This window comes from Roseiflexus sp., from assembly GCF_057785375.1.
This window is the reverse complement of the sequence record NZ_JBYNRX010000022.1, coordinates 33,561-57,170: the sequence shown is the minus strand read 5'-3', so window position 1 is coordinate 57,170 and position 23,610 is coordinate 33,561. Positions and strand designations below refer to the sequence as shown.

The window sequence follows — 23,610 nt, the reverse complement described above, 5'->3', positions numbered from 1 at the left end:
CGCCGCACCTGCCGGCGGCGGAGCAGGTGACGGTGTGGCAGGAGGCGCTGGCGGCGGCGCGGGCGATTGAGGATGCTGCGGAGCGCGCCGAGGCGCTGGGGGCGCTGGCGCCGCACCTGCCGGCGGGATTGCTGGGGAAGGCGCTGGCGGCGGCGCGGGCGATTGAGGATGAGGAGTGGCGCGCCGAGGCGCTGGGGGCGCTGGCGCCGCACCTGCCGGCGGCGGAGCAGGTGACGGTGTGGCAGGAGGCGCTGGCGGCGGCGCGGGCGATTGAGGATGAGGAGTGGCGCGCCGAGGCGCTGGGGGCGCTGGCGCCGCACCTCACCGAACTGCCCCGTGCCCAGCTCTATGAGAGCTGGGCTGAGACGCTGCCGATCCTGGCGCAGCATCGCCGCCGCAATCTGCTTGTCGATCTGCGCGCACTGACGCCGGTAATCGCGGCGCTGGGCGGTGAGAAGGCAGTGGCAGAAGCAGCCCGCGCCATCGCCGATGTGGGTCGGTGGTGGCCCTAGGAGACGGCAGGTCAACCGAGGGAGGAGAACGGCGTCGCGCCCCTCGCTCGCCGCGCCGTCCGCCGTCGGCGGTGCAGGCGCCGCGATGCCCGGCACTTCCCACGAAATACGCGCATCCTGCCTCCCACTGCGCCTTTGCGCCTTCGTGTTGTTGGATCAACGCCAAGACGCCAGGACGCAAAGGGGCAGGGAGGTGAGGGGGCAAGGCCCCCACCCTTGCCCTCCCCCGCTGGGGGAGGGGACTGTGCGGCGTTGGCGACGATGCGGGATGTGATATGCCCCGTCCCCGCTGCGCCTTTGCGCCTTCGTGTTGTTGGATCAACGCCAGGACGCCAGGACGCGAAGGGGCAGGGAGGTGAGGGGGCAAGGCCCCCACCCTTGCCCTCCCCCGCTGGGGGAGGGGCAGGGGGGTGAGGGGAAAACACCGCAGCCTATCAGGTGCGGAAGAAATCAATGACCGACCCGCGCTCCTCTTCGCTTGGCATGACCTCAACGAACGTGATGCGCCACCAGGGGAAGATGACACTCTGAACGCCGGGCGCCAGGTAGGGCACGTCTTTGCCGTCACGTTTGCGCATATTCGTGACCTTGATGAACATATCGCCCGGTTGCGGTTCCTGCTCAATATCTGCCAGAACCGGATCTTCGCCTGCAATGTGCAAAATGACGGTTCTTGCCACGTTTGGCTCCTTTCAGCGCTGTCGGTTTCGGATTTCCAGACGCAACAACAGGGTGCCGCACATGATCTCATCGCCATGCTTCACCGGCGTCGCGCACATCGGATCGATCTGACGACCGTTGACAAAGGTCCCATTCGCGCTGCCAAGGTCCTCGACGCGGTATGCCCCATCGCGGTACGACAGGATGGCATGGCGACGCGAGACGCCGGCATCATATCCCCCAAACGGACTGAGATCGATATCGGGCATAATGCCGCGTGTCGGGTCTGCCCGTCCGATGAGCGCCTCATCACTGAGATTGACCTCGATCCGGCGACGACTGCTTACCACGACCAGCGTGACCGTATGAGCGGACTGCGGATCGTCTCCCGACGGCGGACCGGAGACTACCACAGGATCGTGACTCTCGATAACGCCGACATCGAGTTCGCGCGTTGATTCGGGCGGACCGGCGTCGATCAGGCTGGCGCCGCACTCAGTGCAGAAGATCGTGCCATCGAGTTGTCGGGCTGAACAGTTCTGGCAAATAATCATACGCAGTCGCCGTTATTGGAGACGGGAGAGCCTGCACTTCCGCCGTCTCACGTTGTCGTCTCACGTTCATCGCCCGCAATCGGTCCTATCAGTCCGCGGGTGCCAAAGCGGATGCGTTTGCGCCCTTCTTCACTCACGGCGCCATTGCGCAAAAGACGAGTCGCTTCGTGTTGTAATGTATGCGCCAGCGCTGTGTCACCAACGCTAAGCATGCGCGTGCCTGCCATTTGCAGGCGCTCACTTGCTTCCTCGATGCGTCCTTCTGCAGCGCACTTCCAGGCGTTTGCCTGCAACCGGTATGCCACCAGGCGCTCCAACCAGTGTTTGACCGTGGCATCAACGTGATAGGCGACCTCTTCCGCCGGACGCAGGCTGACGCGAACCAGGAGTTCGCGCGCCTGATCGCGCAGATTCGCTCCTGAAAGATGGTACCGCAGCGTCAGTTTCAGCGCCGGATGATCGCCGACCGGCAGGGGCGGCACAACGACTTCGAGCAGAAACCCCTGCACCCCGGTATCGGGCCAGTCCCCCAGATTGGCGACCCAGCGGCGCTCTGCTTCTTCGACGATCGTAATCGGCGCGATGAACGGGCGCACCTGATCGAGGGATCGCAACAGCGCACCGGGGCGCGCCTCGACCGACAGGTGCACCTGCTGGGCGAAGATGGCATGGAGGCGCTTCACTTCATCGGCGAAAACTTTGACGACATCCTGCGCCGTGGCGATGTACTGCGCCCGGCTGTTTTCGCTGGCGGTCATCGTCTCGAGCAGGTCCTCGTTCCACTCCGTCCCAATGCCGAGCGCCGTCAACCCGATGCCGCGCGACTGCCCGCGACGGGCGATCTCGACGCACCGGCTCTCGTCGCCATAGGTGCGGCCGTCGGTCAGCAGAATGATCCGGCTGATGCCGCGCGCCAGAAGCGGGCGCTGCACTTCCTGAAGCGCAAGCGCCATCCCCTGCGCCATTTCGGTGCCGCCTGCCGCTTCGATCTGCGCAATCGCCGCTTTCAGGTCCGCCCTCTTAATCGCGCGTTGCGCCGGAATCACCACATCCGCCCGGTCATTGAAAACCACCAGCGAAAAATAATCGTCCTGCCCCAGTTGATCAACAATCCGCGCCGCAGCGTCCTTGACTTGCATCAGGCGCTCGCCGCGCATCGACGAACTGCGGTCAATTACCAGGCACAGGTTCAACGGCAATTTGGGCAGTTGCTGCGCCACCCCTTCGGCATGCGCTTCCAGAAGGACGTAGATCAACTGCGGTTCATCGCCGACTGCCAGTGTCGTTCGGCTCAGGGTCTGTTGCAGATGAATGCCTGGTGTCATCGGAGCGCCACCAAATCTTACGGGCGGATATGCAGATACACTACCATAAATACGATGATGTTAGCAATAGGAAAAAAGTGCGTCCTTCTCGCAGAACTAGACGAGCCTGACAAGGACGACAGAAATGTTATCCGGCCCGCCGGCGCGATTGGCGGCGTCGACCAGGGCGCGCGCGGCGCGCTGTAGGCTATCGATGCTCTGGACAATGCGCAGCATAGTCGCCTCTTCGACGCACCCCCACAACCCATCGCTGGCGAGGAGCAGGTGCGTCGCGCCGCCGATCGGCTGAAACACCAGATCGACCGCAACCTCCGGGTGCTGCCCGATAGTGCGGTACAACTGGGAACGCAGCGGATGTTCCCGCGCCTCAGCCGGGTCAAGCTGCCCCATCTCGATCAACCGTCCGACCGCCGAGTGATCGGTGGTCAACTGATGGATGCCGCTGGCATCGATCAGGTATGCGCGCGTATCGCCCACGTGACCGATGTACAGTGAACGACCGAGCAGCAGCGCCGCAGTGCAGGTAGTGCCCATGTCCGATCCGGTCATTCGGGCATGTTCCCAGATGGTGCGGTTGGCTTCCTGAACGGCATCGACTATCAATGCCTGGAGGGAAACATTGATACTTCCCTCAATGGCCGGCACGAGGAGGTCGGCGATAACGCGCCGCGCGACGGCTGCCACCGCCATGCGGCTGGCGATCTCGCCCCCTTCGTGCCCGCCCATTCCATCGGCGATGACGAACAACCCAAGCGTGGCATCGCCCGTTTCGCGCGGGATGCTGCTGATCAGCGTGTAGATGGCGTCCTGGTTGGTTTCACGCACCTGGCCGATGTGCCGCATTGCGGCAGCGGCGATCGCCGGCGGCGGCGGCGGGGTTTCGCGCGGGAGCGCATCATCGGCGAGCGGTTCCGTTTCACCGCGTCTGCGGTCGAGAACATCTCCCTGCGTCATGACTGCGTGCGTATCGAGTGGGCGCGTGCCATCGCTCTCGTCGGACCACCACGCCGTATCGGACGGATCGGGCGCCGGTGCGGAAGGGGGTTCGGGTGACGGATTTTCGCTCATAGGTCGCCTGTCTTTCGTCGAGAACCGTGCCGCGTCATGTCAGCTCCGTCAATGGCGCAGCGGCTGTGCGCTATGCGCGCAACGCATACAGTGCGTGATCGAGTGATCCAATGTAGACCACGCCCTCACTGATCGCCGGCGACGACACCACCGGACCCTGCGTTTCGTAGCGCCAGATCAGCGTGCCGTTGGCTGCATCGAGGCAGTACACGCACCCGTCGGCAGCGCCGAAGTAAACGCGCCCCTGCTCGACCCGTGGAGACGAGGTGATCTGGCTGCCGGTATCGTACTTCCAGGCCAGCTTGCTGTTCTTCAGTTCAATCGCATACAGGTTGCCATCGACGCTGCCGACGAACACGCGCGTTCCCAGGACGAATGGCGACGAGTTGACATAATGGTTGGTGCGGTACTTCCAGACGGGCCACCCGCCTTCGCTGTCGAGCGCATAAAGGGTGTTATCCATCGAGCCGACGATCACCATATTCTCGGCGAACGCTGGCGATGAAATCACCGGTTGTTGGGTGCGCTGCTTCCAGCGCACCCCGCCATTTTTGATACTGAGCGCATAGACGAACCCATCGCCGCCGCCGAAGTAGACCGACTCTCCTGCAATGCACGCCGAGGAACGGATTGGCATCCAGGTGCGGTATTTCCAGATCTGGGCGCCGCGCAGCCCGTCGATCGCATAGAAATGCTGGTCGTCCGACCCGATGAAGATCACGCGATCCAGCACCCGCGGCGACGAGCGCACCGGCTTACTGGTGCGAAATGTCCAGCGCAGAACGCCGCGACGGATGTCGCAGGCGTAGACTGCGCCATCTTCCGATCCCACGATGACGATATCATTCCATACGGCGGGCGATGATGAAATGCCCCCTTCGGTGGCATATTTCCAGCGAAACTCGCCGCGACCGGCATCGACCGCATACAGGTTCGTGTCGTAGCTTCCGACGAAGACCATGCCATTGCTGACGCATGGTGAGGAGCGCACTTCATCTTCACAGACAAAGCGCCAGACCAGTTTGGTGGTCGCCGCGCCGCTCGCGCGCGACAGCGCGACTTTCCCTGCGGTTGCCGTGCCTCCGCCCTGCTTGCTGCGCAGCGTCGGCGTCTGCAACAGTGCCAGGCGCATTTCTTCCGCCGACGCCCAGCGCGTTTTCATATCGTAGGAGAGCGCCTTTTCAACGACTGCGGCGAATTCCGGCGAGATCTGCGGGTTCAACTGGCGCAGCGGGCGTTCGTGAAACGTAAACGGCGTTTCGGTGCGCGGGTCGCTGGCGGTCAACAGATGGTGGAGCGTGGCGCCAAGCGCATAAAGGTCGCTCTGCGGTTCGGCGATGCCCTTGTACTGTTCCGGCGGCGAATATCCTTCGGTGCCGATGACGGTGCCGCGGGTGCGCACCAGGCTGCGAGCGATGCCAAAGTCGATCAGGATGATCCGATCATCGGCTGTCACCATGACATTCGACGGCTTCATGTCACGGAAGACGATCGGTTCCGGTTTCTGGTTGTGCAGATACGACAACACCTCGCACAGCTGCACCGCCCAACGCGCCACCCGTTCTTCAGGCAACGGACCTTTCGCTTCGTCGAGCACCGTTTCCAGGTCTTTCCCCTGGATCAGTTCCAGGATCAGGTAGACCCGACCATTCTCCTCGAAAAAGTCGAACACCTTGGGAATAGCCGGATGTTGCAGGGTGGCCAGCAGCCCGGCTTCACGCTCGAAGTTCTTGAGGTTCAGCAACCGCGTATTCGAATCCGGCGCGCTCTGATACATCTCTTTGATGGCGCATGGACGCACGACATCCTTGAAGCGCAGGTCGCGCCCGCGATAGACGACGCTCATCCCGCCGATGCCCAGTGTGCCTTCGATCACGTACCGCCCCTGCAAGACGACGCCAGGCTGCATCACCGGCGCGACGACGCGCCCTCCGGCGCCAGGGGCTGCTGTTCCTTGCGGGTCCGCCTCCGCGCCCGACGATGACGAGTTCAGGTCGATGCCCTTGGTCGTGCCGGGTTTCTTGATCAACGCCATACCAATCCTCCGCAGCGAGCCATACTGCGATATTGCAATTCGAACGGGCGCGCCTGGCAGAGCAAATGCGTGCTCGACCGGTTAATCTCTTGTTATTATACAGGACGGATACAAGAATGCGCGAGTCGGCATCTCTGACAGATCTATGCCTTCCGGCTGCTATTATAGGTCTTCCTGGCGTGCGAATCAATGAGCAACTGAGCCTATCCGGCAAATCTCCTTGGAGAGGAGAAGGCATGGCTTTCGCCCTTGCGACGGACGTTGGTCAAGCCGGTCGAAGCCGCCGTGAGCCGCTCCCCGTCCTTGAGCGTCCGGGTTGTGGGTCATCGCTCTATGAGTTGAACCGCATGCACACCTGTGCTATGATTGAAAAAGAACTCTCAGGAGTGAGGAGCGAGGTATGGAACGTGAAAGTGGCGACCCCTTCGATCCGCGTGCGCCCCGATCACCGCGCCGGGATCCACGTGATACTGAACGACTGAATCCCGATGACCACGCAGAGCCGGTCAATCCGGCGTGGCGGCGCACCAGGAGTGCGGCGCGTCCATCACGCGGCGGCGCCCCTTTTACTCAGGAACTGATCCTCTGGCTCCAGCACGATGGGTGGAAGTTTGTCCTGACAGCGATGGCAATTATCCTGGCGGGCATTGTCCTCTTCATGCTGAGCCAGGCAGGGTCACCCGAACCTCTGCCTTCGGGCAGGAGTGCAACTGAACCGCAGTCGCAACCGCCAATTGTGTTGACGCCGCTGCCTGAACAGCCGACCGTCACCCCCGATCCGCTCACCTCGACCCTCACTTTAACGCCGACGACGCCGCTCAATGCACAGTTGCGCGTTCAGGGCACCGGCGCGCTCGGTCTGTTCCTGCGTCCAGAGCCGAACCTCAACAACACGCCGATCAAAACCCTGCCCGAAGGCACGATCGTGACGGTCGTCGGCGAGGACTCGGTGCAGCCGGATCGGGTGTGGAAACGGGTGCGCGACGCAGAAGGCGCTGAAGGTTGGGCTGCTGCGGATTACCTGGTCCCGGCGACACCATGAAGATGTGTCACAAATGAGCCTGTTCCGGTGGACGCTGTTCGTCGGGTGGCACATAATACTAACTTGCGGTCAGTCAGACAAGATAGTCACGTGTTCATTGTTCAAGGCGCAACGGTCAACGCGCACCGGCAGGCGTGTCGTGGACGCATGACTGCGCAGTGGCATCAGCAGCCTTGGCGGGGCTTTCACTTGCGGTGAGCACCGTCGAACCGCGTCCTCAGCCAGGGCTTTCGCCCGCAGCGTCCTGGCAGTATGGTACAAATGACCGCACATGAGCATAAGATTCTGTCTGTGCGGTGGCGACGCCGGGCCAGGCGAGTTATGCAGATCGCGCAGGCGCAACTCGTGTTGTGCAGCAATGATCCGGTCGGCAAAACGCGGACCGACAGCGGGAATGAGGAAGCAACGATGAAACGCCATCCCGGACTTGTGCCCCTGTCGCACGAGCATCGCCAGGTACTGTTCATTGCCCAGGTCATTCGGCGCGGTGCGGCGCGCTACCGTGGCGCTCCCGCCACAACAGCCGAGAAGCTAACGTATGCGCGTCAGTCGCTGACGGCGCTGGCACTACCGCACATGCAGCGCGAAGAAGATATTCTCTTTCCCGCAGTGAGAGGCAGAGACGATGTCGTCGATGCCCTCATCGCCGTCCTGATCACCGAGCATCGCAGGATCACGGCAGATAGATATTGCGACCCTGCACGATGACGAAGTCGATGCAGCGACGCTCGAGGAGCGCCTCAATGCTCTGGGAATACTGATCGAGACCCATGTGCGTCGTGAGGAGCGTGCACTGTTTCAGCGTCTGCAAGCAGTGCTGGCCGATGAGGCTTTACGGGAGTTGGGTGAGCAATGGCGCGCTGCCAGTGCAGGTTCCATGTGCTTTCTCGAAGGCGAAGCCTGATGGTCAGAGTGCTCAAAACATCTCGCCGCCGCACTCATCGGCGTAGGGCCCGGTGTTTTCATCATCGCCGCCGGGCGCGTCTTCCGGCAGATCATCGTAGTCCATACCGCCTCCCTGGAGAACAAACGCCCTGGTCAGGACATACAATCTGGCCGTCGCAGACGGTCAGTTCTCACAGCAAGCAGGGCCAGACGTACTTTGTTCATGATATAGAGTGTACCTTATTCTATCATATTTGCAAGATGGTGCAATCTGGCAGTGAGCAGAAAACGCAAAAGACGCCATGAAAGGCGTCTTTTCCATTTCTGGTGGGCGATACTGGACTCGAACCAGTGACCTCATCGGTGTGAACGATGCGCTCTAGCCAACTGAGCTAATCGCCCGACACCCAAAAGTATACCACGGAGCGTCTGAACGCGCAACTCCCGGCACTGTGGTAACTTCTCATACCAACTTGCAGTCAGTCGGACAAGATGTTCGCGTGTTCGTTGCGCCTTGCGCAACGGTCAACGCGCACCGGCAATCGTGTCGTGGATACACGACTACGCATTGATGTCAGCAGCCCCAGCGGGGCTTCCACTTGCGGTGAGCGCAGTCGAACCGCGTGCGGTGAGCGCAGTCGAACCGCCTCCTCAGCGAGGGCTTCAGCCCGCAGCGCTCCGGCAGTATGGTACGAATGACCGTGCATGAGTATCAGACTTGGGGGAAGGGAATCTCATATCACGCAGGTGACGGATCGTCTCGCCTGCGCCGGCAGGCTTCGCCCCCGTCGCCTGCGGCGTCAGCCGCCGGGCGCAGCGCGCGCCGGATTATAAAGTTGACGTCACTGCGACAAGCGGTAACCACGAAGGTCGCCAAGGGACACAAAGGAAATGCGCTTCGTTTTTATTCACCCTCGCGCGCTTCGTGCCCTTGGTGGCGAAGCCTTTGTGCAGTGGACTCAAAGTTCAAATATCTAAACTTTTATGGACGGTTTGTGGCGATTTTGTGCAGGGGTTGCCTGTATGATTCATGGTATTCTGCTTCACAATGTATGACGTTACATACCCGCAATGGAGGACGGCATGGCACGCCGGAGTGGTGGCATCAAGCGCAGTTCCTGGGTGACTTTTCGCAGACGTTTGTTTCTGGTGCGTCAGTTGCTGCGCGCGCCTGCAAGCGCAGCAGAGTTGATCTCCAGAGTCCAGACAGAACTCGGTGAGAATGGATATCCCGCAAATGCAGCGGCAGCCCTCAAACACGATCTGGACTCGCTCAAAGGAGAGTATGATTGCCAGATTGTCTATCGGCGCGACCAGGGAAAGTACGTGATTATCGATCTGGGTGAACTTGCGTTGCTCGATCCGCCGCAGCACTGTCTGGAAGCGCTGGCGCTGCTCGATGCGAGTTACCCGCCTGGCACGGGTAATCCAATGCAATCACACATTCGCGCTCTGCTCGATCAGGTCATGCACATGCTTCCCAACCGGTTGCAACTTCAGGTGCACGCGCGTCGCTGCACAACCCGCCAGAAGATGCCAATCGGTCGCATTGACTCTAATGTGCTGGCAACTGTGCGTCAGGCGATCGAAGAGAAGCACGAACTCGTCTTTCGGTATTGGGGGCTGAACAACGGTGAGGCGCCGCGCCGCCATCGTGTCGCTCCCTACGGCATCTTCTTCCGTAACAGCGGACATACATTGCTCGATGCCACGCTGCTCGAAGTGCAACCGGCAGGGTCTGAGCAGTTGTTCACAACAGTAGACTACCGGCTTGATCGCATCGTGCCTGGCACGGTGCAGGTTCTTCCGACCCCGCTGCCGCCAGAGCGTCCGCAGGCGCAAACATATACCCTGCGGTACTGGCTGCATCCTGAGATTGCTCAGAGTGCCGATGGGGTGTCGTTCTTTCCCAATATGCGGGTCGAGTACGGCAACGATGGCAGCGCCATGGTGACGGCAACGATTTCTAATCTTGCTGTTGCGCGTGATGTGCTGTTGCGCTATGGCGATCGCTGCCGGGTGATCGAACCGCCTGAACTTATTGACACGCTCCGTGAAACTGTGGAAGCGATGGCGTCGCTGTACGGCAGCCCGGTCGCTGTGCGCTAATAGCGCGATCACCCAAAACCAGGACGCTCAAGGACGTGGAGCGGCGGACGTTGGCTGAGCTTGTCGAAGCCAACGTCTGCCGTTGGGTGGGCGCAGGCAATGGGGTGGGCGCAGGCAATAGGGTGGGCGCAGGCAATGCCTTCGCCTCCCCAACACAGGTTTTTGACGCCTACACCCGGCCAGGCGTCGCAATGCCGTTGCACGGCGCTTCTTCGGACGAGGATTCTTCCTGCGGCGTTGTGCCAAACAGGTTGCTGATAGTCGCTGCCGGATGCGGCAGCAACGCCGCCGCCAGCACCTCATCGAGCGTTTCGACAGGCACGAAGGTCAACGCCTCGCGCACCTCCGCCGGCAGGTCATCGAGGTCAACCTCGTTGCGGCGCGGCAGGATAATGGTGCTGATGCCAGCGCGGTGGGCGCCGAGCGCCTTTTCCTTCACCCCGCCGACCGGCAGCACCCGCCCACGCAGGGTGATCTCACCGGTCATGGCCACATCGTCACGCACCAGGCGACCGGTTGCCGCCGAGGCAAGGGCTGTCGCCATTGTGATCCCTGCCGAGGGTCCGTCCTTGGGAATAGCGCCTCCTGGAACGTGAATGTGGATAGCATGCGTATCGAAGAAGCGCGGATCGATGCCCAGGGTATGCGCCCGTGAACGGACATAGGTCAGGGCTGCTTCGGCGCTTTCACGCATCACATCCCCCAACTGCCCGGTCAGGCGCAGTTCGCGGCTCCCCTCGACGACCGATGCCTCGACGAAGACAATGTCACCGCCGGCTGGCGTCCAGACCAGTCCTGTCGCTACGCCGGGCTGATCGATACGCTCCCTGGCTTCGTTGAAGAACCGGGGACGTCCGAGCGCATTGCGGACAAATGCGCCATCGATCAGAACAGGCGCAGATTCCGCTTCTGAGCGCTCCTCGACCATACGGCGCGTCACTTTGCGCAACACGGCGCCAATCTGCCGTTCCAGATTGCGCACTCCCGCTTCGCGGGTGTAGTCGTGGATGATCGTGTGCAGCGCCTCTTCGGTGAAGATGACTTCGTCCGCGCGCAATCCATTGGCGCGCAGTTGCTTCGGAATCAGGTGCCGTTGCGCAATGTGCACTTTTTCGTCCCCGGTGTAGCCGCTCAGTTCAATGACTTCCATCCGGTCGCGCAACGCTGGCGGCACCGTCTCCATCGTATTGGCGGTTGCAATGAACAGCACCTTGCTCAGGTCGAACGGCACGTTCAGGTAGTGATCGGTGAACGTGTCGTTCTGCTCCGGGTCGAGCACTTCCAGCAGCGCCGCCGCCGGGTCGCCACGGTAGTCGTGCCCCAGTTTGTCGATCTCATCGAGCAGGATGACCGGATCGGACGCGCCGGCGCGACGCAGTTCCTGGATCAGCCGCCCTGGCTGTGATCCGATGTACGTGCGGCGGAACCCGCGCAACTCGGCTTCATCGCGCACGCCCCCAAGGCTCATGCGCGCGAATTGCCGCCCCAGCGCCCGCGCAATGCTCTGTCCCAGGCTCGTTTTCCCGACGCCGGGCGGACCGACGAACGCCAGGATTGGCTCGCGCACCCGTTCGTGCTCCCCGGTCAGTGTTTGACGGCGCTGCCGGACCGCCAGATATTCGAGAATGCGCTCTTTGATCGTATGCAGACCATAGTGATCCTCATCGAGCACCTGGCGGGCGTAGGCGATATCGATAGGCGCGCCGGTCGTCTTGTTCCACGGTAGTTCTGCCATCCATTCCAGATAGGTGCGCACCATCTGATACTCGGGCGAAGCATTGTTCATCCGGCTGAGGCGGTTGAGTTCGCGGTCGGCCTCTTTGCGCGCTACAGGCGTAAGGTTGGCCGCTTCGAGTTTCTCGCGCAGTTCCGCCAGTTCGTCCGCCTCCGTGTCGTCTTCACCCAGTTCCTTTTGAATAGCGCGCAGTTGCTGGCGCAGGTAGAATTCGCGTTGCTGCCGCGCTGCTGCATCCTGCACTTCCTGCCGGAGGCGCGCCTGAACATCCAGCAGCGCCAGTTGCTTGCGATAGAACGCCAGCACCTTGCGCAAACGCTCGACGACATCAAAGGTTTCGAGGAGGTCCTGCCGCTCCTCGAAGGTGTAGTCCGGCGAATAGCCGGTGTTATCGGCAAGATGACCGGGATCATCGATGCTGCGCACGAAGTTGCGGATCTCCTGGGGAATGCCGGGGCGCTGCTCCAGCACAGCGTCAATCGCGGCATGCACCTCGGTCATCAACTGCTCGAGTTCCTGGGTGCGCTCGGCATGGTCATGACGCTCGACATAACTGAAACGCGGGTAGGGCTGATCCTGGGTCTGTTCGAGCAGTTCCGCCCGTACCAGACCGCGCACAACCATGCCATTCGCGCCGTTTGGCAGGCGCCCGATCTGCTCGATGCGCGCAACCACGCCGACACGGTGAAGTCGCAGCGCGAGCGGCGCGTTCGCCGGTGCGTCACGCCGGTATGCAACCAGCAGCGCCAATTGTCCCTCTTTCATCCCGGCGTGCGCTGCCGCCTCAACCTCCTCGTTAAGCGGCACGGTCACGACGGTGTAGGGAAAAACGACCACGCCCTCGAGCGGGATCAGTGGTAATGTCTGAATCGGTTGGATTGGTTCGAATACGGGCTTATGGTCCATAGCCTTTACCTCTGGAAGTCTGGCGGAGAGAGACCCCGCGTATGAGGTATTATGATGCGCTGCGCAGTGACAGTCAAGGCTTCCAGGCGGTCATGGAGCAAACTCTAACAAAACGTTAGTATGGAATGCTTCAATCCTCGTGTGTCAGCCGTGCCCGACTTCCCGGCATGACCTGCGCTTCGCTCCATGGTCGGTCGGGCGTGCTGCGGTAGCGCACCAATAGCGGAACGTCCCCCTTCAGGTAGCGGATCTCGACTGTTTCCGGCGCTATATGAAGGTCGAGGACGTGTTCGCCAATGCGCAAGCCGTGCAGCGTCGCGCCTTTCCAGGTCGATGGCAGGTGCGGTTCGATGGTCAGTTCGTGACGATGCGCCTGTGGGTTGAGACCGAGGAGTCCTTCGGTGATACCCTGCAACAGCAGTCCTGCTGACCAGAGTTGTATAAAACACAACCCCTGCGGGATCAGTTCTTTCAGCGTTCCGAGTGTTCCGTGGCGCGCTGTTTCGCCGATGCACCGCAGCAGTCTGAAACCGGTATCCGCCTGTCCATTGCGGAACGCCGCCAGCGCCAGCAGGCCCGTCGGTAGCGTCCACACCCGTGGATCGGCGCTGCGGGTATGGACCATGCCCCATTCGTTGATCCACTCGCGCATGATTCGATCCAGCGAGCGCCGAGCGTGTTCAGGGGAGGCGATGCCGGTCATCACCGGCAGCACAACCGTCCAGTGACCATCGAACTGCTGCCGGCCATCAAGGTGCAGTGAGTCGGCATACATCCCTTCCTGCTCGATCCACCAGTCGTTCTCGAAGCGCGTCGCCAGCGCGCCAGCATCCCCGGCGAACCGGATGGCGTCGTGTGGTCGCCCCAGTGCCAGCGCCATCTCGCGTAGCGACGTCAGCGCCTGGTAAAGGTAGCAGACCGTATCGAGTTTGCATGCGCCCATGCCGGGAACCTCGACCACGCCATCACCGATCGGGTAGCCGCGCCCTTCGAGCGTTGCGCCGAAATGCTCTAATCCTTCGACGCACACCGGATACATCCGCTCCAGGAATGCCAGGTCGCCGCTCCAGCGCACATAGTCCCAGCAGGCGACGGCAAACTGCGGGGTTTCCTGGATGTTGCCCGGATGATAAACGCGCCCATTTGTCGTGATTTCGTGAGGAACGCGGCTACAGGCGCGCCAGGCGTACCTGCCGAGTTCCTCGAGCGCACTGCGGGCGACATCGGCGAATCCGCCGGCGACGACGCCCGGCACGCTGTATGCCGTATCGCAGCCGAAGAGTTGCGGGTATTCCGGCAACCCTGCCAGCAGGTATGGCGCCAGCGCCGGACGATAATCCGCCATGAGCATGCGCACATTCTGTCGCGCTGCCTGCCAGAAGCGGTTCAGATCGTTATCTGGCGTTTCCAGGCGCATCTCACTGGCCATCGAGCGGTAGAGCGCGATCTTCGCCGACAGGGTATCGACTGCCGCGCGCAACACATTGCCCGGCGGCGGGGCATCATCGCGTTGCAGGGCAAGTCGCCATTGCAGCGCCAGCGCCTCACCCGGCTGAAGCATCAACGGGAAGCGCGCCTGCGCCGTTCGTTCGGCGACATCCCACCTCGCCGACGTTGCGCCTGTCAGCGTTACAGTGACGCCGGCATACGCGCCTGGCGCGCGCCAGGCAACGCCGTTTGGGAGGGTGTACAGTTCCGGTTCGGCGGGAGCGACGCCGCCAAACCAGCAGAAGCGCAGGTCGGCTTCGGCGCGCAGCACCACAGCGGCGTCTATTGGCGCAGCGCCGTCGTTGCGCACCAGCAGCGTAGCGTAGTAGTGCGGCTGATCCTCGGCGGCGAACTCGGTCCATTCCAGCGCCAGATCGCCGACGGTAAAGTGTCGGGTCAGGTACGCGCCGAACAGATCGCAGTGTGTTGCGTGATCCAGCGGCGTCGTTGCGCCATATGCCTCGAGGGTCAGTGTCCATCCATCCAGCACCCGCAGCGGATGCGCCCACACCCCGCCCATCTTGCCGCGCACGTGCCATTCACCGAACGGATGCGCCACGCCGCCGATGGTGGTAATGGCGTAGATGCGTTTCCCGCTGATGAACACCGGCGTCGTCGGTTCAGCTTCCGCTGTCCAGACGTCGTCGTCGATGAAATAGCGCTGAAGAGTCACGAAACGGCGTCCTTTTTATAGAGCGATCACCCAGATGTTGCCCGATCATTGCCCGTGTTGACCATCTCACGGCAGACGTTGGCAGAGCCTGTCGTCGCAGACGGTGGCAGAGCCTGTCGCAGCCACCGTCCGCCGGGCCTGTCGCCGCAGACGGTGGCGGAGCCTGTCGCAGCCACCGTCCGCCGGGCCTGTCGTCGCAGACGGTGGCGGAGCCTGTCGCAGCCACCGTCTGCCGGGCCTGTCGTCGCAGACGGTGGCGGAGCCTGTCGCAGCCACCGTCTGCCGGGCCTGTCGCTGCGGACAGTAGCTGAGCCTGTCGCCGCAGACGTTGGCTGAGCCTGTCGCAGCCATAGTATACCCTGCCTGGCGCGCTGCCATGCAGAAGCCGCGGTTGCATGGCGTCATCGTTCTGATTTCCGACTATACAGTACCGCCGATGCGCGTGGCAGAGCGCCGGGGCGCTGCGGGCTAAAGCCCTCGCTGAGGACGCAGTTCGACCACGCTCACTGCAGGCGGTTCGACGGCGCTCACTGCAAGTGAAAGCCCCTTTGGGGCTGCTGACGCCACTGCGCAGTCATGCGTCCACGATATGACTGCCGGTGCGCGTTGACCGTTGCGCCTTGCACAACGAACGTTCGAACATCTTGTCTGACTAACCGCGAGTTAGTATCAGAAAGAGTAAGAAGTGAGTTTTTGCGCCTCTGTGCCTTTGTGTGACGTGCTACAACGGAAATAAGGGGGCTGACGCGGGATTGCGCTCAGGATGCCCATCGAGCCTTGATGCATCTGAACGGACTGCTCCCTGATGCCCGGTGATGATGACAATGCTCTCTTTCCGCAGCGCCAGGCGCACTGGTTCACCCGGCGTCAGGTTCATTGTCGTGTATGACGACGCCGGGTAGACGGCCTCGATCTGTCGGCTATCGGGCAGCGCTACCTTCAGGTGATGCATATGGCGTCCCAGGCGATGTTCGACCACAATGCCTTCCAGGTGATTATTGCCAATAGTACGACTGAGCGGACGGTCAGGATAGATCAGGCGAATATCCTCCGGGCGAATGTACGCTACCACCTGTGTGCCAGGAGGCGCATTGATCGGCGGCGCTTCGAGCGTGATCCCGTTCCAGTCGAGGAATGCGCCAGATGGTCCGGTCTCCACAACGCATGCACTGATCGCATTGGGAATGCCAAGGATGTTGAGCACCCACTGATTTGCCGGGCGCATGAACACTTCGTCGATACGCCCGATCTGCTCGAGCCGACCGTCACGCACCACTGCCAGACGATGACCGACGGCAAAGGCATCGTCGAGATTGTGGGTGACATAGATGACAATCAGCCGACGTTCTGCCTGAAGCGCGCGGATCTCCTCGTGCAACTGTTCGCGAATGGGACGATCAAGCGCCGAAAAGGACTCGTCAAACAGCAACACGCGCGGTTCGGTTGCCAGTGCGCGGGCGATGGCGACGCGCTGTTGCTGCCCTCCCGACAACTCGTGCGGCATGCGCTGCGCCAGATGCGCCAGGTGCATCCGTTCCAGCAACTCCATCGCGCGTTCACGCGCATCGCGCCGGCCTGCCAGCGGAAACATCACGTTCTCGAGTGCGCTCATATGGGGGAACAGCGCATACTGCTGGAAGACATAACCAATGCGTCGCTTGCGCGCGGGAAGGTTGATGAGCGGTTTTCCCGGGATACGCTGAAAGAAGGTTGTATCGTCGAGCGTAATCACGCCGCTATCCGGTGTGGACAGACCGGCGATCGCCTGGAGCGTCTGGGTTTTTCCGGCGCCGGACGGCCCAAAGAGCACCAGGATTTCCGTGTTGAGGGTGAAGCGCATCTGCAGGGTGACATTCCCCAGGCGCCTGATGAAGTCAACGTGCAATCGCGGACTCATGCCGAAGCCTCCGCAGATTGCCCGATACGTTTTCCTGACGTCGGCGGCTCCAGCCGGCGCGCCAGGATCAACCCGGCAAACGCCAGCGCCGTCATCACCAGCACCATTAGGTGCGCATCGGCGTAGCGCTGCGCCTGTACTGCATCGTAGATGGCAACCGGCAGGGTTTGGGTGCGTCCGGGAATATTCCCGGTGACCATCAGCGTTGCGCCAAATTCGCCGAGGGCGCGCGCCGAGCCGAGGATCATGCCCGCCAGAATGCCGCGCCGTGCTAGCGGCAGCGTGATCCGCCAGAAGATGCGCACTTCACCCGCACCGAGCGTGCGCGCCGCGTTTTCCAGCAGCGGATCGACGTTTGCCAGCGCGGCGCGGCTGCTCTGCACCATCAACGGTAACCCCACCACGACCGATGCAGCAACCGCCGCCTGCCAGGTGAACAGAATCCTGATGTGGAACCACTCAAACAGCGGGCTGCCCCGACCAAACGCCAGCAGCAGATAGTAGCCGATGACGCTCGGCGGTAGCACGAGCGGGAGCATGATCAGCGTTTCGACCAGAATCTTGAGCGGAAACTGGACGCGGGCAAGCAGGAATGCGCATGCAAGCCCCACAATCAGAATCATGACACTCGCAATTGCGGTGACCTGTACCGATAACCAGAAAGCGGGCCAGTTCATCGGCTGACCATCTCTCCCGGCAGGATGAAACCATATTTCTTCATAATGGCGTGTCCTTCGGGACCGTTCACGAACGCAATGAACTGGCGCGCTTCCTGCTCCCGTTGGGTTCCGGCAATTGCTGCCACCATTTGCAGCAGCGGATGATCGGGATGCAATTCGGCGGGAATGAGCGTCCAGTTGCCATTGCTCTGAATGCTGAGTGAGAGCGCCACAATCGCCACATCGACATTACCGGCGTCTGCCAGGGTTAACGTTTGTGCCACATTTTCGCCGAATACCAACCGTGGCTGCACCGTCTCCCAGACGCCAGCGCGTTCGAGCGCCTCTTTCGCTGCCTGACCGTAGGGAGCGTGTTCAGGATTGGCAATGGCGATGCGCTGGTAAACCGCGTCAGCCAGGTCTTCCACCCGCTCTGGTTTCAGCGCACTGTTGGGGCGTGTCCAGAGCGTAATGCGCCCCTGGGCGTAGATTTCCATCGTATCGGGAATGACCAATCCCTTCTCGTGCAATTCCTCGATGAACGACTTACTCGCCGCGTAGAACAGGTCGAACGGCGCGCCGCGTTCGATCTGCTGGGCGAGTTGACCGGTTGAACCGAAGTTGAACACTACCCTGACGCCGGTTTGTTCCTCGAACAGCTTGCCAATCTCTTGCAAGGCTGGCGTCAGATCGGCGGCGGCGGCGACGACCAGTTCATTGCCGGAAGCGCCCGAAGGCGTCAGGGGAGCGGGCGCGGCGCCACAGGCGCTGACAATAAGCGGCACGATCATCAGAAGCAGTGTGCAGTATCGGAGCGCCATTCCTTCCCCTTTCACCAGTGGGTGGAAACGCCGGGTATCAACTCGGTGCGACACGTTTCCAGCCATGCCAGCGCTGCCCGGATCTGCCCGCGTCGGAACTGGATGACCAGGCGGCGATATGGCTGATCGGGCGAAACCGTCGCCGCTTTCGTATCGAGATGGTCGAGCAACTGCTGACAGGCATGCTGCTGTCGCGTAATCAGCGACTGTACGGTATCGATGCCATCCTGGTGGGCAAAGTAGAGTTTTGCCAGGAACTCGAGCCGAAAATCACGCCCATGAGTCACCGGCGTGCGCATCCATTCGGCAAACGCTTCGCGCCCTCGTGTCGTGAGGCGCAACACCCGACGCGGCGGACGACTCTCCTGGGTTTGAATGACTCCGGTCAGAAACCCTTCGTTCTCGAAGCGGCGCAACAGTGCGTAGAGGTGCGCCTGTTTGACACGCCAGACTTCACCTAGCGCAGAGTTGTTGCGCAGATGCTGGTGGACCTCGTAAGGGTGCATGGGCCGTTGCCACACCAGCCCCAGCAGCGCAAATTCGATAGTCAGCGGGTGCCGAATGCTGCTCATAACGCAAATACTTATGCAATAAATAAGTGTAGAGAATATACCCGAACGTGTACTTTGTGTCAAGTATCGCTGCGCACTGACGTCCTCGCTGGGGATGTACAAGCGTCGGCTAATAGAGCGACCAACTAAATGTTGCACAACCATTGCTCGTCTTGACCGTCTTGCGGCTGACGTTGGCTGAGCCTGTCGAAGCCAACGTCAGCCACTCCACGTCCTTGATTGTCCGGGTTTTAGTTGATCGCTCTCAGAGCCTATCCGAAAAATCGCTGACTGAAGTGCGACCGGGTAGGCGAAGGCATTGCCTTCGCCTACCCAATGAGTTTTTCCGGATAGGCTTGAGAAGAGATGACTTCACTGCAAAAAGCTAACCACGAAACCACGAAGGTCACCAAGGGACACGAAGGACATGCGCTTCATGGTTCTGCCCCTTCGTGTGCTTCGGGTCCCTGGTGGTTGCTTCACTGCAACAAGCAACCACGAAGGTCACCAAGGGACACGAAGGACATGCGCTTCATGGTTCTGCCCCTTCGTGCGCTTCGGGTCCCTGGTGGTGAAGCCTTTGTGCCGTGGACTCAAGAGATGGTTCCGACAAAATCCTCGCCCGTCAGGATGCCATCACCTGCTGACCAATCTGCCGCCGCTTTCGCTGACAAAATCCTCGCCCGTCAGGATGCCATCTGGCCATTCATATCCGAATCCCTCCCATCAGGAAAGATTGATACGCTCATACACAATTCGGTCATACCCGTCTCCCCAGGGATTGCCCCGTTCATACACTCCAAGTCCGGCGGTCTCTGCCAGACGCAAATAGTAATCGGACCCGGCGATCTCACCGTTGTTTTCGGCGCGCAGGTAGTCCGCCATCACACAGTCGATAGCGACCGGATCGCGGGAGAAGAACAGGCTGTTGGGGGCGGCATTGCCGAAGGTGCGCCAGCGGCGCGGTTCGCTGATATTGTTCACAGGGTTGCCGAACAATCTATCGCCGATAATGAGCACGGTCTTCTGTCGGACCTGCGGATGCGCGTTGATGTCCACCAGCGGGCTGTACCTGTCGGAAAAATAATCGGCGCCGATGTCGGTATACCGGTGCAGCCGGTTGCAACGATCAATCGAGCCGAAATGGTTCTTGAAGCCCAGGCTGATGCCGGTGCCAACGTGACGTTTCATCAGCGGCATATTGATCAGATAGTGCACGTTGACCAGCGCGTTGCAGAACGGCAGGTCTGGAGGAGCGGGGATGCCTGGCGGTGTATTGAAGCGAACCTTCTCAACCGTGCTGAAGCCCAATTCGGGATGTTCGTCCTGATAGGATGCGAAATTGACCTGCGTGTAGGCGCAGCGGCGTTTGAAGCGCAGCGGAATAATACCCGGATGGTTGCCGTGAGTGACATCGAAGATCCAGATGTTCTGCTCAGACGCGCCAATTGCCAGCAGACCGCGGATAACGGCATTGATCGGGTCCATAAGCGCATCAATTTCATTGTCGTCGTCGTTGCGCGCAGCATTGTTCAGACTGACTTTGATGCCGATCATCTGTCCCGGCTGGTAGTCCGGCAGGAGGGTCGCCCAGGCGTCGGCGCGGGTGGACGTGTGCGTCAGTCGCGTGACGCCTTCGTCGACCATGTCGGCGACAATTCGGGAATCGACGGTATCGCCGTACCAGCCGCTCGAAAAGTTCCACGATGTTGCGCGTGGGTGGTGGGTGTGCACAACGTGTCCGCGCAGCAATGGAACCGATGTGGCCGTGGGGGAAGGGGTCGCCGTGGGGGAGGGAGTCGCTGTTGGGGGAGGGGTCGCCGTGGGGGAAGGGGTCGCTGTCGCCGAGGGAGATGGTGTTGCCATTGAGGTCGCCCGCGTATCAACGATGATCAGTGGACAGTACACCCGTGCAGCAACGACCGGCGTATCGACAGCGAGGCGGGTTGCATACCCGACCGCGCGCTGGATATGTCCGAGCAACAACCCTGAAGTGGCTACTCCCGCTCCTATCAGAAACTGGCGGCGTGTGATGCGCGGTTTCCCATCCATCGCAATCCTCCTGTTGGTTTTGTGGGTCAGCGGAATCGGCGCTCCGAGCATGCCATCTGGCGCTCCAACGTCCTGCCTGGTAGGTAGGATACGTAGACGTGCTGACGCGGTCGCGGCAGCGCTGCGGACGATGTCGGCGTCTTTGTGTGATCATTCCTGATGAGTGGTTGGGGGAGTGAGGCTGGGTGAATGGGGCGAAGGCGATACCTGAACCGGCTACGACTCTACCACGTCTCATTTGCCGATGCAAGCGAACGTGATGAACATTTTACAAAGCTCTGCGCCCGGATTTAATTCTTGAATTCACTGCAAAAAGATGTAACCACGAAACCACGAAAGTCACAAAGGGACACAAAGGACATGCGCTTCATGTTTCTTCACCTTCGTGCGCTTCGTGTCCTTGGTGGTTAAGCCTTTTTGCAGTGGACCCATTCTTATTATAACGCAGGCGCGAATCAGTTCCTCATTCCCATATGCGCGCTGATTCGATGACTTTCTTCGACGCAAGCATCGAATCAGCCCTTCGCTGCGCCATGATGTGGGGTTGTCAGGTGGTGTCGCCTGTCAATCCAGGAATGCGCGCGCGGCGCTCGATCAGGGTAAGGATCAGGTAGGCGACGCCGACTAGCGCAATGTAGAACACAGCGACGATCAGATAAATCTGAATGGGGGCAAAGTACCGGCTTGCAAGAATCTTCGCCTGTCCCATAAGATCGGGCACAGCGATGAGAAACACGACTGATGTGTACTTCAGCATGGCAACGGCTTCGTTCGACCAGGCAGGCAGCGCCAGGCGCACCGCCTGCGGCAGAATGACGCTCTGGATCGCCTGCCATGTACTCATCCCGATGGCGCGTGCAGCCGTCATCTGACCTTCGCTCACCGCTTGCAGTGCGCTGCGCAGGTATTCCGCCTGATAAGCGGCGCTATTGAGTCCAAGCGTAAGAAATGCCGCCTGCAAACGGCCCAGCGTGATGCCAATGTCGGGAAGCCCGTAATACACCATGAACAACTGGATCAGTAACGGTGTTCCCTGAAAGAGGGTCACATACGCGCCAAGCACACGTTGCAGCCACACCGGTCCGTAGACACGCCCGATGCCGACCGGCAGCCCGACGATCATCCCAAGGACCAGCGAGATAGTTGCGATCTGCAGGGTTACGACGGTTCCTCGCAACAGGTCCGGAGTCACTTTGTTCAGAAGGTCGATAAAGTCTTGCATGTCCACGTGCCAGTCTACTGCATGATATTCCGTAAAAACGCACGTGTCCGTTCATGGGTCGGCTGCTCGAACATGTGCTGCGGCGTTCCCTCTTCCACCACCACGCCACCCTCCATAAACACCACCCGGTTGGCAACCTGCCGGGCGAATCCCATCTCGTGCGACACGACGATCATGGTCATGCCTTCACCAGCAAGTTTTTGCATCACAGCGAGCACTTCGCCGGTCAATTCGGGATCGAGCGCCGATGTTGGTTCGTCGAACAGCATGACATGCGGATCCATCCCCAATGCGCGGGCAATTGCCACTCGCTGTTTCTGCCCGCCAGACAACTGCGCTGGATAATAGTGGGCGCGATCCGCCAGCCCCACGCGCTCCAGTTCGAACATGGCGAGGTCGCGCGCTTCGTTTTTGCGCATCTTGCGCACCTTGATCAGCCCGATCATCACGTTGCCAAGCGCCGTCAGGTGCGTGAAGAGATTGAACTCCTGGAACACCATCCCGATACGCTGGCGTACACGGTCCTGATTGACGCCGGGTGCGGTGATTTCCTGATCTTCCAGCCAGATGCGCCCTTTCGTCGGCGGGTTGAGCAGGTTGATACAGCGCAGCAACGTACTCTTGCCCGATCCGCTTGGGCCGACCAGGACCACGACCTCGCGTGGTTGCACTGTCAGCGAAACACCTTTGAGCACGTGCAGCGAGTCATATGATTTATGCACGTCTTCGATGCGGAGAATAGGAGATGTCATGAGGGGCTACACCTGCAACCGATACCGGCGCTCGATCCATTGGAGCGCCTGGGTTGTTATCAGCGTCAATGCCAGATAGAGCAGGAGCGCAACACCGAAAGCGAGAAACGGCTCGAAGGTGCGCGCACTGACCTGTTGCGCGCGCCGCAGGATCTCCGGCACGCCGACGGCAAACACCAGTGTTGAGTCTTTCAGCACGAGCGTCGCCTCATTCCCCCAGGCAGGCAGCGCCAGCCGCAGCGCCTGCGGCAGCACGATGCTCTGGATCGCCTGCAAGCGGCTCATACCGATTGCCCGCGCTGCGATCATCTGCCCCGACTGCACCGCTTGAATCGCACCACGAAAGATCTCGGTCTGATACGCTCCCGAGGCGAACCCCAGCGCCAGCGCGCCAGCCCAGAAAGGCGAAAGATTGACATAACGCGAGATGACGAAGAACAGAATAAAGATGATGACGATCACCGGCACAGCGCGAATAACCACGCTGTAGGCGGAGACCGCCGTCTGAAGGGCGGGGTGACCATAGACGCGCGCAATTGCCATAACAACGCCAATGGTGAACCCGACGGTCAGCGCAACTGCCGTAACGCTGATGGTCACCCACAATCCCTGCACAATAAAATTGAAGGTCGTCAGCAGGTCCTGAAACAGTCCCATCATTCGA

At 60.9% G+C, this 23,610-nt stretch carries 18 protein-coding genes, 1 tRNA gene and 1 pseudogene; 4 read left to right on the top strand and 16 right to left on the bottom strand.

Annotation, left to right across the window (positions count from 1 at the left end; genetic code table 11):
• A pseudogene (locus tag AC3EA7_RS03880) lies at positions 1 to 512 on the top strand (hypothetical protein); the annotation flags it as partial.
• A gap of 434 nt (positions 513 to 946) precedes the next feature.
• Here the strand turns inward: AC3EA7_RS03880 and AC3EA7_RS03875 are convergent.
• The 5 genes from AC3EA7_RS03875 to AC3EA7_RS03855 form a co-directional block, all read right to left on the bottom strand.
• Positions 947 to 1,192 carry a hypothetical protein gene (locus AC3EA7_RS03875; protein WP_488612715.1) on the bottom strand — a complete coding sequence of 82 codons (246 nt, stop codon included), beginning with the start codon at positions 1,190 to 1,192 and terminating at the stop codon, positions 947 to 949.
• A 12-nt stretch (positions 1,193 to 1,204) separates the two neighbouring features.
• Positions 1,205 to 1,726, bottom strand: coding sequence for an FHA domain-containing protein (locus tag AC3EA7_RS03870; protein ID WP_488612714.1), 522 nt, complete (start codon positions 1,724 to 1,726; stop codon positions 1,205 to 1,207).
• A gap of 47 nt (positions 1,727 to 1,773) precedes the next feature.
• Entirely contained in the window at positions 1,774 to 3,051 is a 1,278-nt protein-coding gene (locus AC3EA7_RS03865) for a VWA domain-containing protein (RefSeq protein ID WP_488612713.1), read from the bottom strand.
• A gap of 96 nt (positions 3,052 to 3,147) precedes the next feature.
• Positions 3,148 to 4,119 carry a PP2C family protein-serine/threonine phosphatase gene (locus tag AC3EA7_RS03860; protein WP_488612712.1) on the bottom strand — a complete coding sequence of 324 codons (972 nt, stop codon included), beginning with the start codon at positions 4,117 to 4,119 and terminating at the stop codon, positions 3,148 to 3,150.
• Positions 4,120 to 4,189: 70 nt separating this feature from the next.
• Positions 4,190 to 6,154: an outer membrane protein assembly factor BamB family protein gene (locus AC3EA7_RS03855; RefSeq protein ID WP_488612711.1), complete on the bottom strand. Its 1,965-nt coding sequence runs from the start codon at positions 6,152 to 6,154 to the stop codon at positions 4,190 to 4,192.
• 400 nt (positions 6,155 to 6,554) lie between these two features.
• Between AC3EA7_RS03855 and AC3EA7_RS03850 the strand changes: the two genes are divergently transcribed.
• Both AC3EA7_RS03850 and AC3EA7_RS03845 read left to right on the top strand, forming a co-directional pair.
• Positions 6,555 to 7,196, top strand: coding sequence for an SH3 domain-containing protein (locus tag AC3EA7_RS03850; protein WP_488612710.1), 642 nt, complete (start codon positions 6,555 to 6,557; stop codon positions 7,194 to 7,196).
• A 321-nt stretch (positions 7,197 to 7,517) separates the two neighbouring features.
• Positions 7,518 to 7,904: a hemerythrin domain-containing protein gene (locus tag AC3EA7_RS03845; protein WP_488612709.1), complete on the top strand. Its 387-nt coding sequence runs from the start codon at positions 7,518 to 7,520 to the stop codon at positions 7,902 to 7,904.
• A 502-nt stretch (positions 7,905 to 8,406) separates the two neighbouring features.
• Here the strand turns inward: AC3EA7_RS03845 and AC3EA7_RS03840 are convergent.
• Positions 8,407 to 8,483: transfer RNA gene (locus tag AC3EA7_RS03840), tRNA-Val, on the bottom strand.
• Positions 8,484 to 9,164: 681 nt separating this feature from the next.
• Between AC3EA7_RS03840 and AC3EA7_RS03835 the strand changes: the two genes are divergently transcribed.
• On the top strand, positions 9,165 to 10,190 hold the full coding sequence (locus tag AC3EA7_RS03835; RefSeq protein WP_488612708.1) for a helix-turn-helix transcriptional regulator: 1,026 nt from the start codon (positions 9,165 to 9,167) through the stop codon (positions 10,188 to 10,190).
• A gap of 169 nt (positions 10,191 to 10,359) precedes the next feature.
• On the opposite strand, the gene lon is transcribed toward AC3EA7_RS03835, so the two are convergent.
• The 10 genes from lon to AC3EA7_RS03785 all read right to left on the bottom strand — a co-directional run bounded on the left by lon (position 10,360) and on the right by AC3EA7_RS03785 (position 23,606).
• A complete protein-coding gene (gene lon / locus AC3EA7_RS03830; protein ID WP_488612707.1) occupies positions 10,360 to 12,831 on the bottom strand; it encodes an endopeptidase La in 2,472 nt (823 codons plus the stop codon).
• 130 nt (positions 12,832 to 12,961) lie between these two features.
• Positions 12,962 to 14,992 (bottom strand): amylo-alpha-1,6-glucosidase, encoded by a 2,031-nt coding sequence (locus AC3EA7_RS03825; protein ID WP_488612706.1) that lies wholly within the window; start codon positions 14,990 to 14,992, stop codon positions 12,962 to 12,964.
• 721 nt (positions 14,993 to 15,713) lie between these two features.
• Positions 15,714 to 16,889, bottom strand: coding sequence for an ABC transporter ATP-binding protein (locus AC3EA7_RS03820; RefSeq protein ID WP_488612705.1), 1,176 nt, complete (start codon positions 16,887 to 16,889; stop codon positions 15,714 to 15,716).
• Positions 16,886 to 17,566, bottom strand: a complete 681-nt coding sequence (gene modB, locus AC3EA7_RS03815) for a molybdate ABC transporter permease subunit (RefSeq protein ID WP_488612704.1) — start codon at positions 17,564 to 17,566, stop codon at positions 16,886 to 16,888. Before modB ends, AC3EA7_RS03820 begins: the two co-directional genes overlap by 4 nt.
• A complete protein-coding gene (gene modA, locus AC3EA7_RS03810) occupies positions 17,563 to 18,369 on the bottom strand; it encodes a molybdate ABC transporter substrate-binding protein (protein ID WP_488612703.1) in 807 nt (268 codons plus the stop codon). The genes modB and modA overlap by 4 nt, the downstream gene beginning before the upstream one ends.
• An 11-nt stretch (positions 18,370 to 18,380) precedes the next feature.
• Positions 18,381 to 18,941, bottom strand: a complete 561-nt coding sequence (locus AC3EA7_RS03805) for a PadR family transcriptional regulator (protein ID WP_488612702.1) — start codon at positions 18,939 to 18,941, stop codon at positions 18,381 to 18,383.
• Between the two features lie 705 nt (positions 18,942 to 19,646).
• The gene (locus AC3EA7_RS03800; RefSeq protein WP_488612701.1) at positions 19,647 to 20,972 is read right to left on the bottom strand and encodes a DUF362 domain-containing protein; all 1,326 of its coding nucleotides are present in this window, start codon (positions 20,970 to 20,972) and stop codon (positions 19,647 to 19,649) included.
• Between the two features lie 547 nt (positions 20,973 to 21,519).
• The gene (locus tag AC3EA7_RS03795) at positions 21,520 to 22,194 is read right to left on the bottom strand and encodes an amino acid ABC transporter permease (RefSeq protein ID WP_488612716.1); all 675 of its coding nucleotides are present in this window, start codon (positions 22,192 to 22,194) and stop codon (positions 21,520 to 21,522) included.
• A 14-nt stretch (positions 22,195 to 22,208) separates the two neighbouring features.
• Complete coding sequence (locus tag AC3EA7_RS03790; RefSeq protein ID WP_488612700.1) at positions 22,209 to 22,946, bottom strand: amino acid ABC transporter ATP-binding protein; 738 nt, start codon at positions 22,944 to 22,946, stop codon at positions 22,209 to 22,211.
• A 6-nt stretch (positions 22,947 to 22,952) separates the two neighbouring features.
• On the bottom strand, positions 22,953 to 23,606 hold the full coding sequence (locus AC3EA7_RS03785; protein ID WP_488612699.1) for an amino acid ABC transporter permease: 654 nt from the start codon (positions 23,604 to 23,606) through the stop codon (positions 22,953 to 22,955).
• Positions 23,607 to 23,610: the final 4 nt, after the last annotated feature.

Excerpts from the sequence above, each read along its gene's own strand:
- AC3EA7_RS03870 (WP_488612714.1), bottom strand. The coding sequence starts at position 1,726 with ATGATTATTTGCCAGAACTGTTCAGCCCGACAACTCGATGGCACGATC.
- AC3EA7_RS03865 (WP_488612713.1), bottom strand. The coding sequence starts at position 3,051 with ATGACACCAGGCATTCATCTGCAACAGACCCTGAGCCGAACGACACTG.
- AC3EA7_RS03860 (WP_488612712.1), bottom strand. The coding sequence starts at position 4,119 with ATGAGCGAAAATCCGTCACCCGAACCCCCTTCCGCACCGGCGCCCGAT.
- AC3EA7_RS03855 (WP_488612711.1), bottom strand. The coding sequence starts at position 6,154 with ATGGCGTTGATCAAGAAACCCGGCACGACCAAGGGCATCGACCTGAAC.
- AC3EA7_RS03850 (WP_488612710.1), top strand. The coding sequence starts at position 6,555 with ATGGAACGTGAAAGTGGCGACCCCTTCGATCCGCGTGCGCCCCGATCA.
- AC3EA7_RS03845 (WP_488612709.1), top strand. The coding sequence starts at position 7,518 with ATGCAGATCGCGCAGGCGCAACTCGTGTTGTGCAGCAATGATCCGGTC.
- AC3EA7_RS03835 (WP_488612708.1), top strand. The coding sequence starts at position 9,165 with ATGGCACGCCGGAGTGGTGGCATCAAGCGCAGTTCCTGGGTGACTTTT.
- lon (WP_488612707.1), bottom strand. The coding sequence starts at position 12,831 with ATGGACCATAAGCCCGTATTCGAACCAATCCAACCGATTCAGACATTA.
- AC3EA7_RS03820 (WP_488612705.1), bottom strand. The coding sequence starts at position 16,889 with ATGAGTCCGCGATTGCACGTTGACTTCATCAGGCGCCTGGGGAATGTC.
- modB (WP_488612704.1), bottom strand. The coding sequence starts at position 17,566 with ATGAACTGGCCCGCTTTCTGGTTATCGGTACAGGTCACCGCAATTGCG.
- modA (WP_488612703.1), bottom strand. The coding sequence starts at position 18,369 with ATGGCGCTCCGATACTGCACACTGCTTCTGATGATCGTGCCGCTTATT.
- AC3EA7_RS03805 (WP_488612702.1), bottom strand. The coding sequence starts at position 18,941 with ATGAGCAGCATTCGGCACCCGCTGACTATCGAATTTGCGCTGCTGGGG.
- AC3EA7_RS03800 (WP_488612701.1), bottom strand. The coding sequence starts at position 20,972 with ATGGATGGGAAACCGCGCATCACACGCCGCCAGTTTCTGATAGGAGCG.
- AC3EA7_RS03795 (WP_488612716.1), bottom strand. The coding sequence starts at position 22,194 with ATGCAAGACTTTATCGACCTTCTGAACAAAGTGACTCCGGACCTGTTG.
- AC3EA7_RS03790 (WP_488612700.1), bottom strand. The coding sequence starts at position 22,946 with ATGACATCTCCTATTCTCCGCATCGAAGACGTGCATAAATCATATGAC.
- AC3EA7_RS03785 (WP_488612699.1), bottom strand. The coding sequence starts at position 23,606 with ATGATGGGACTGTTTCAGGACCTGCTGACGACCTTCAATTTTATTGTG.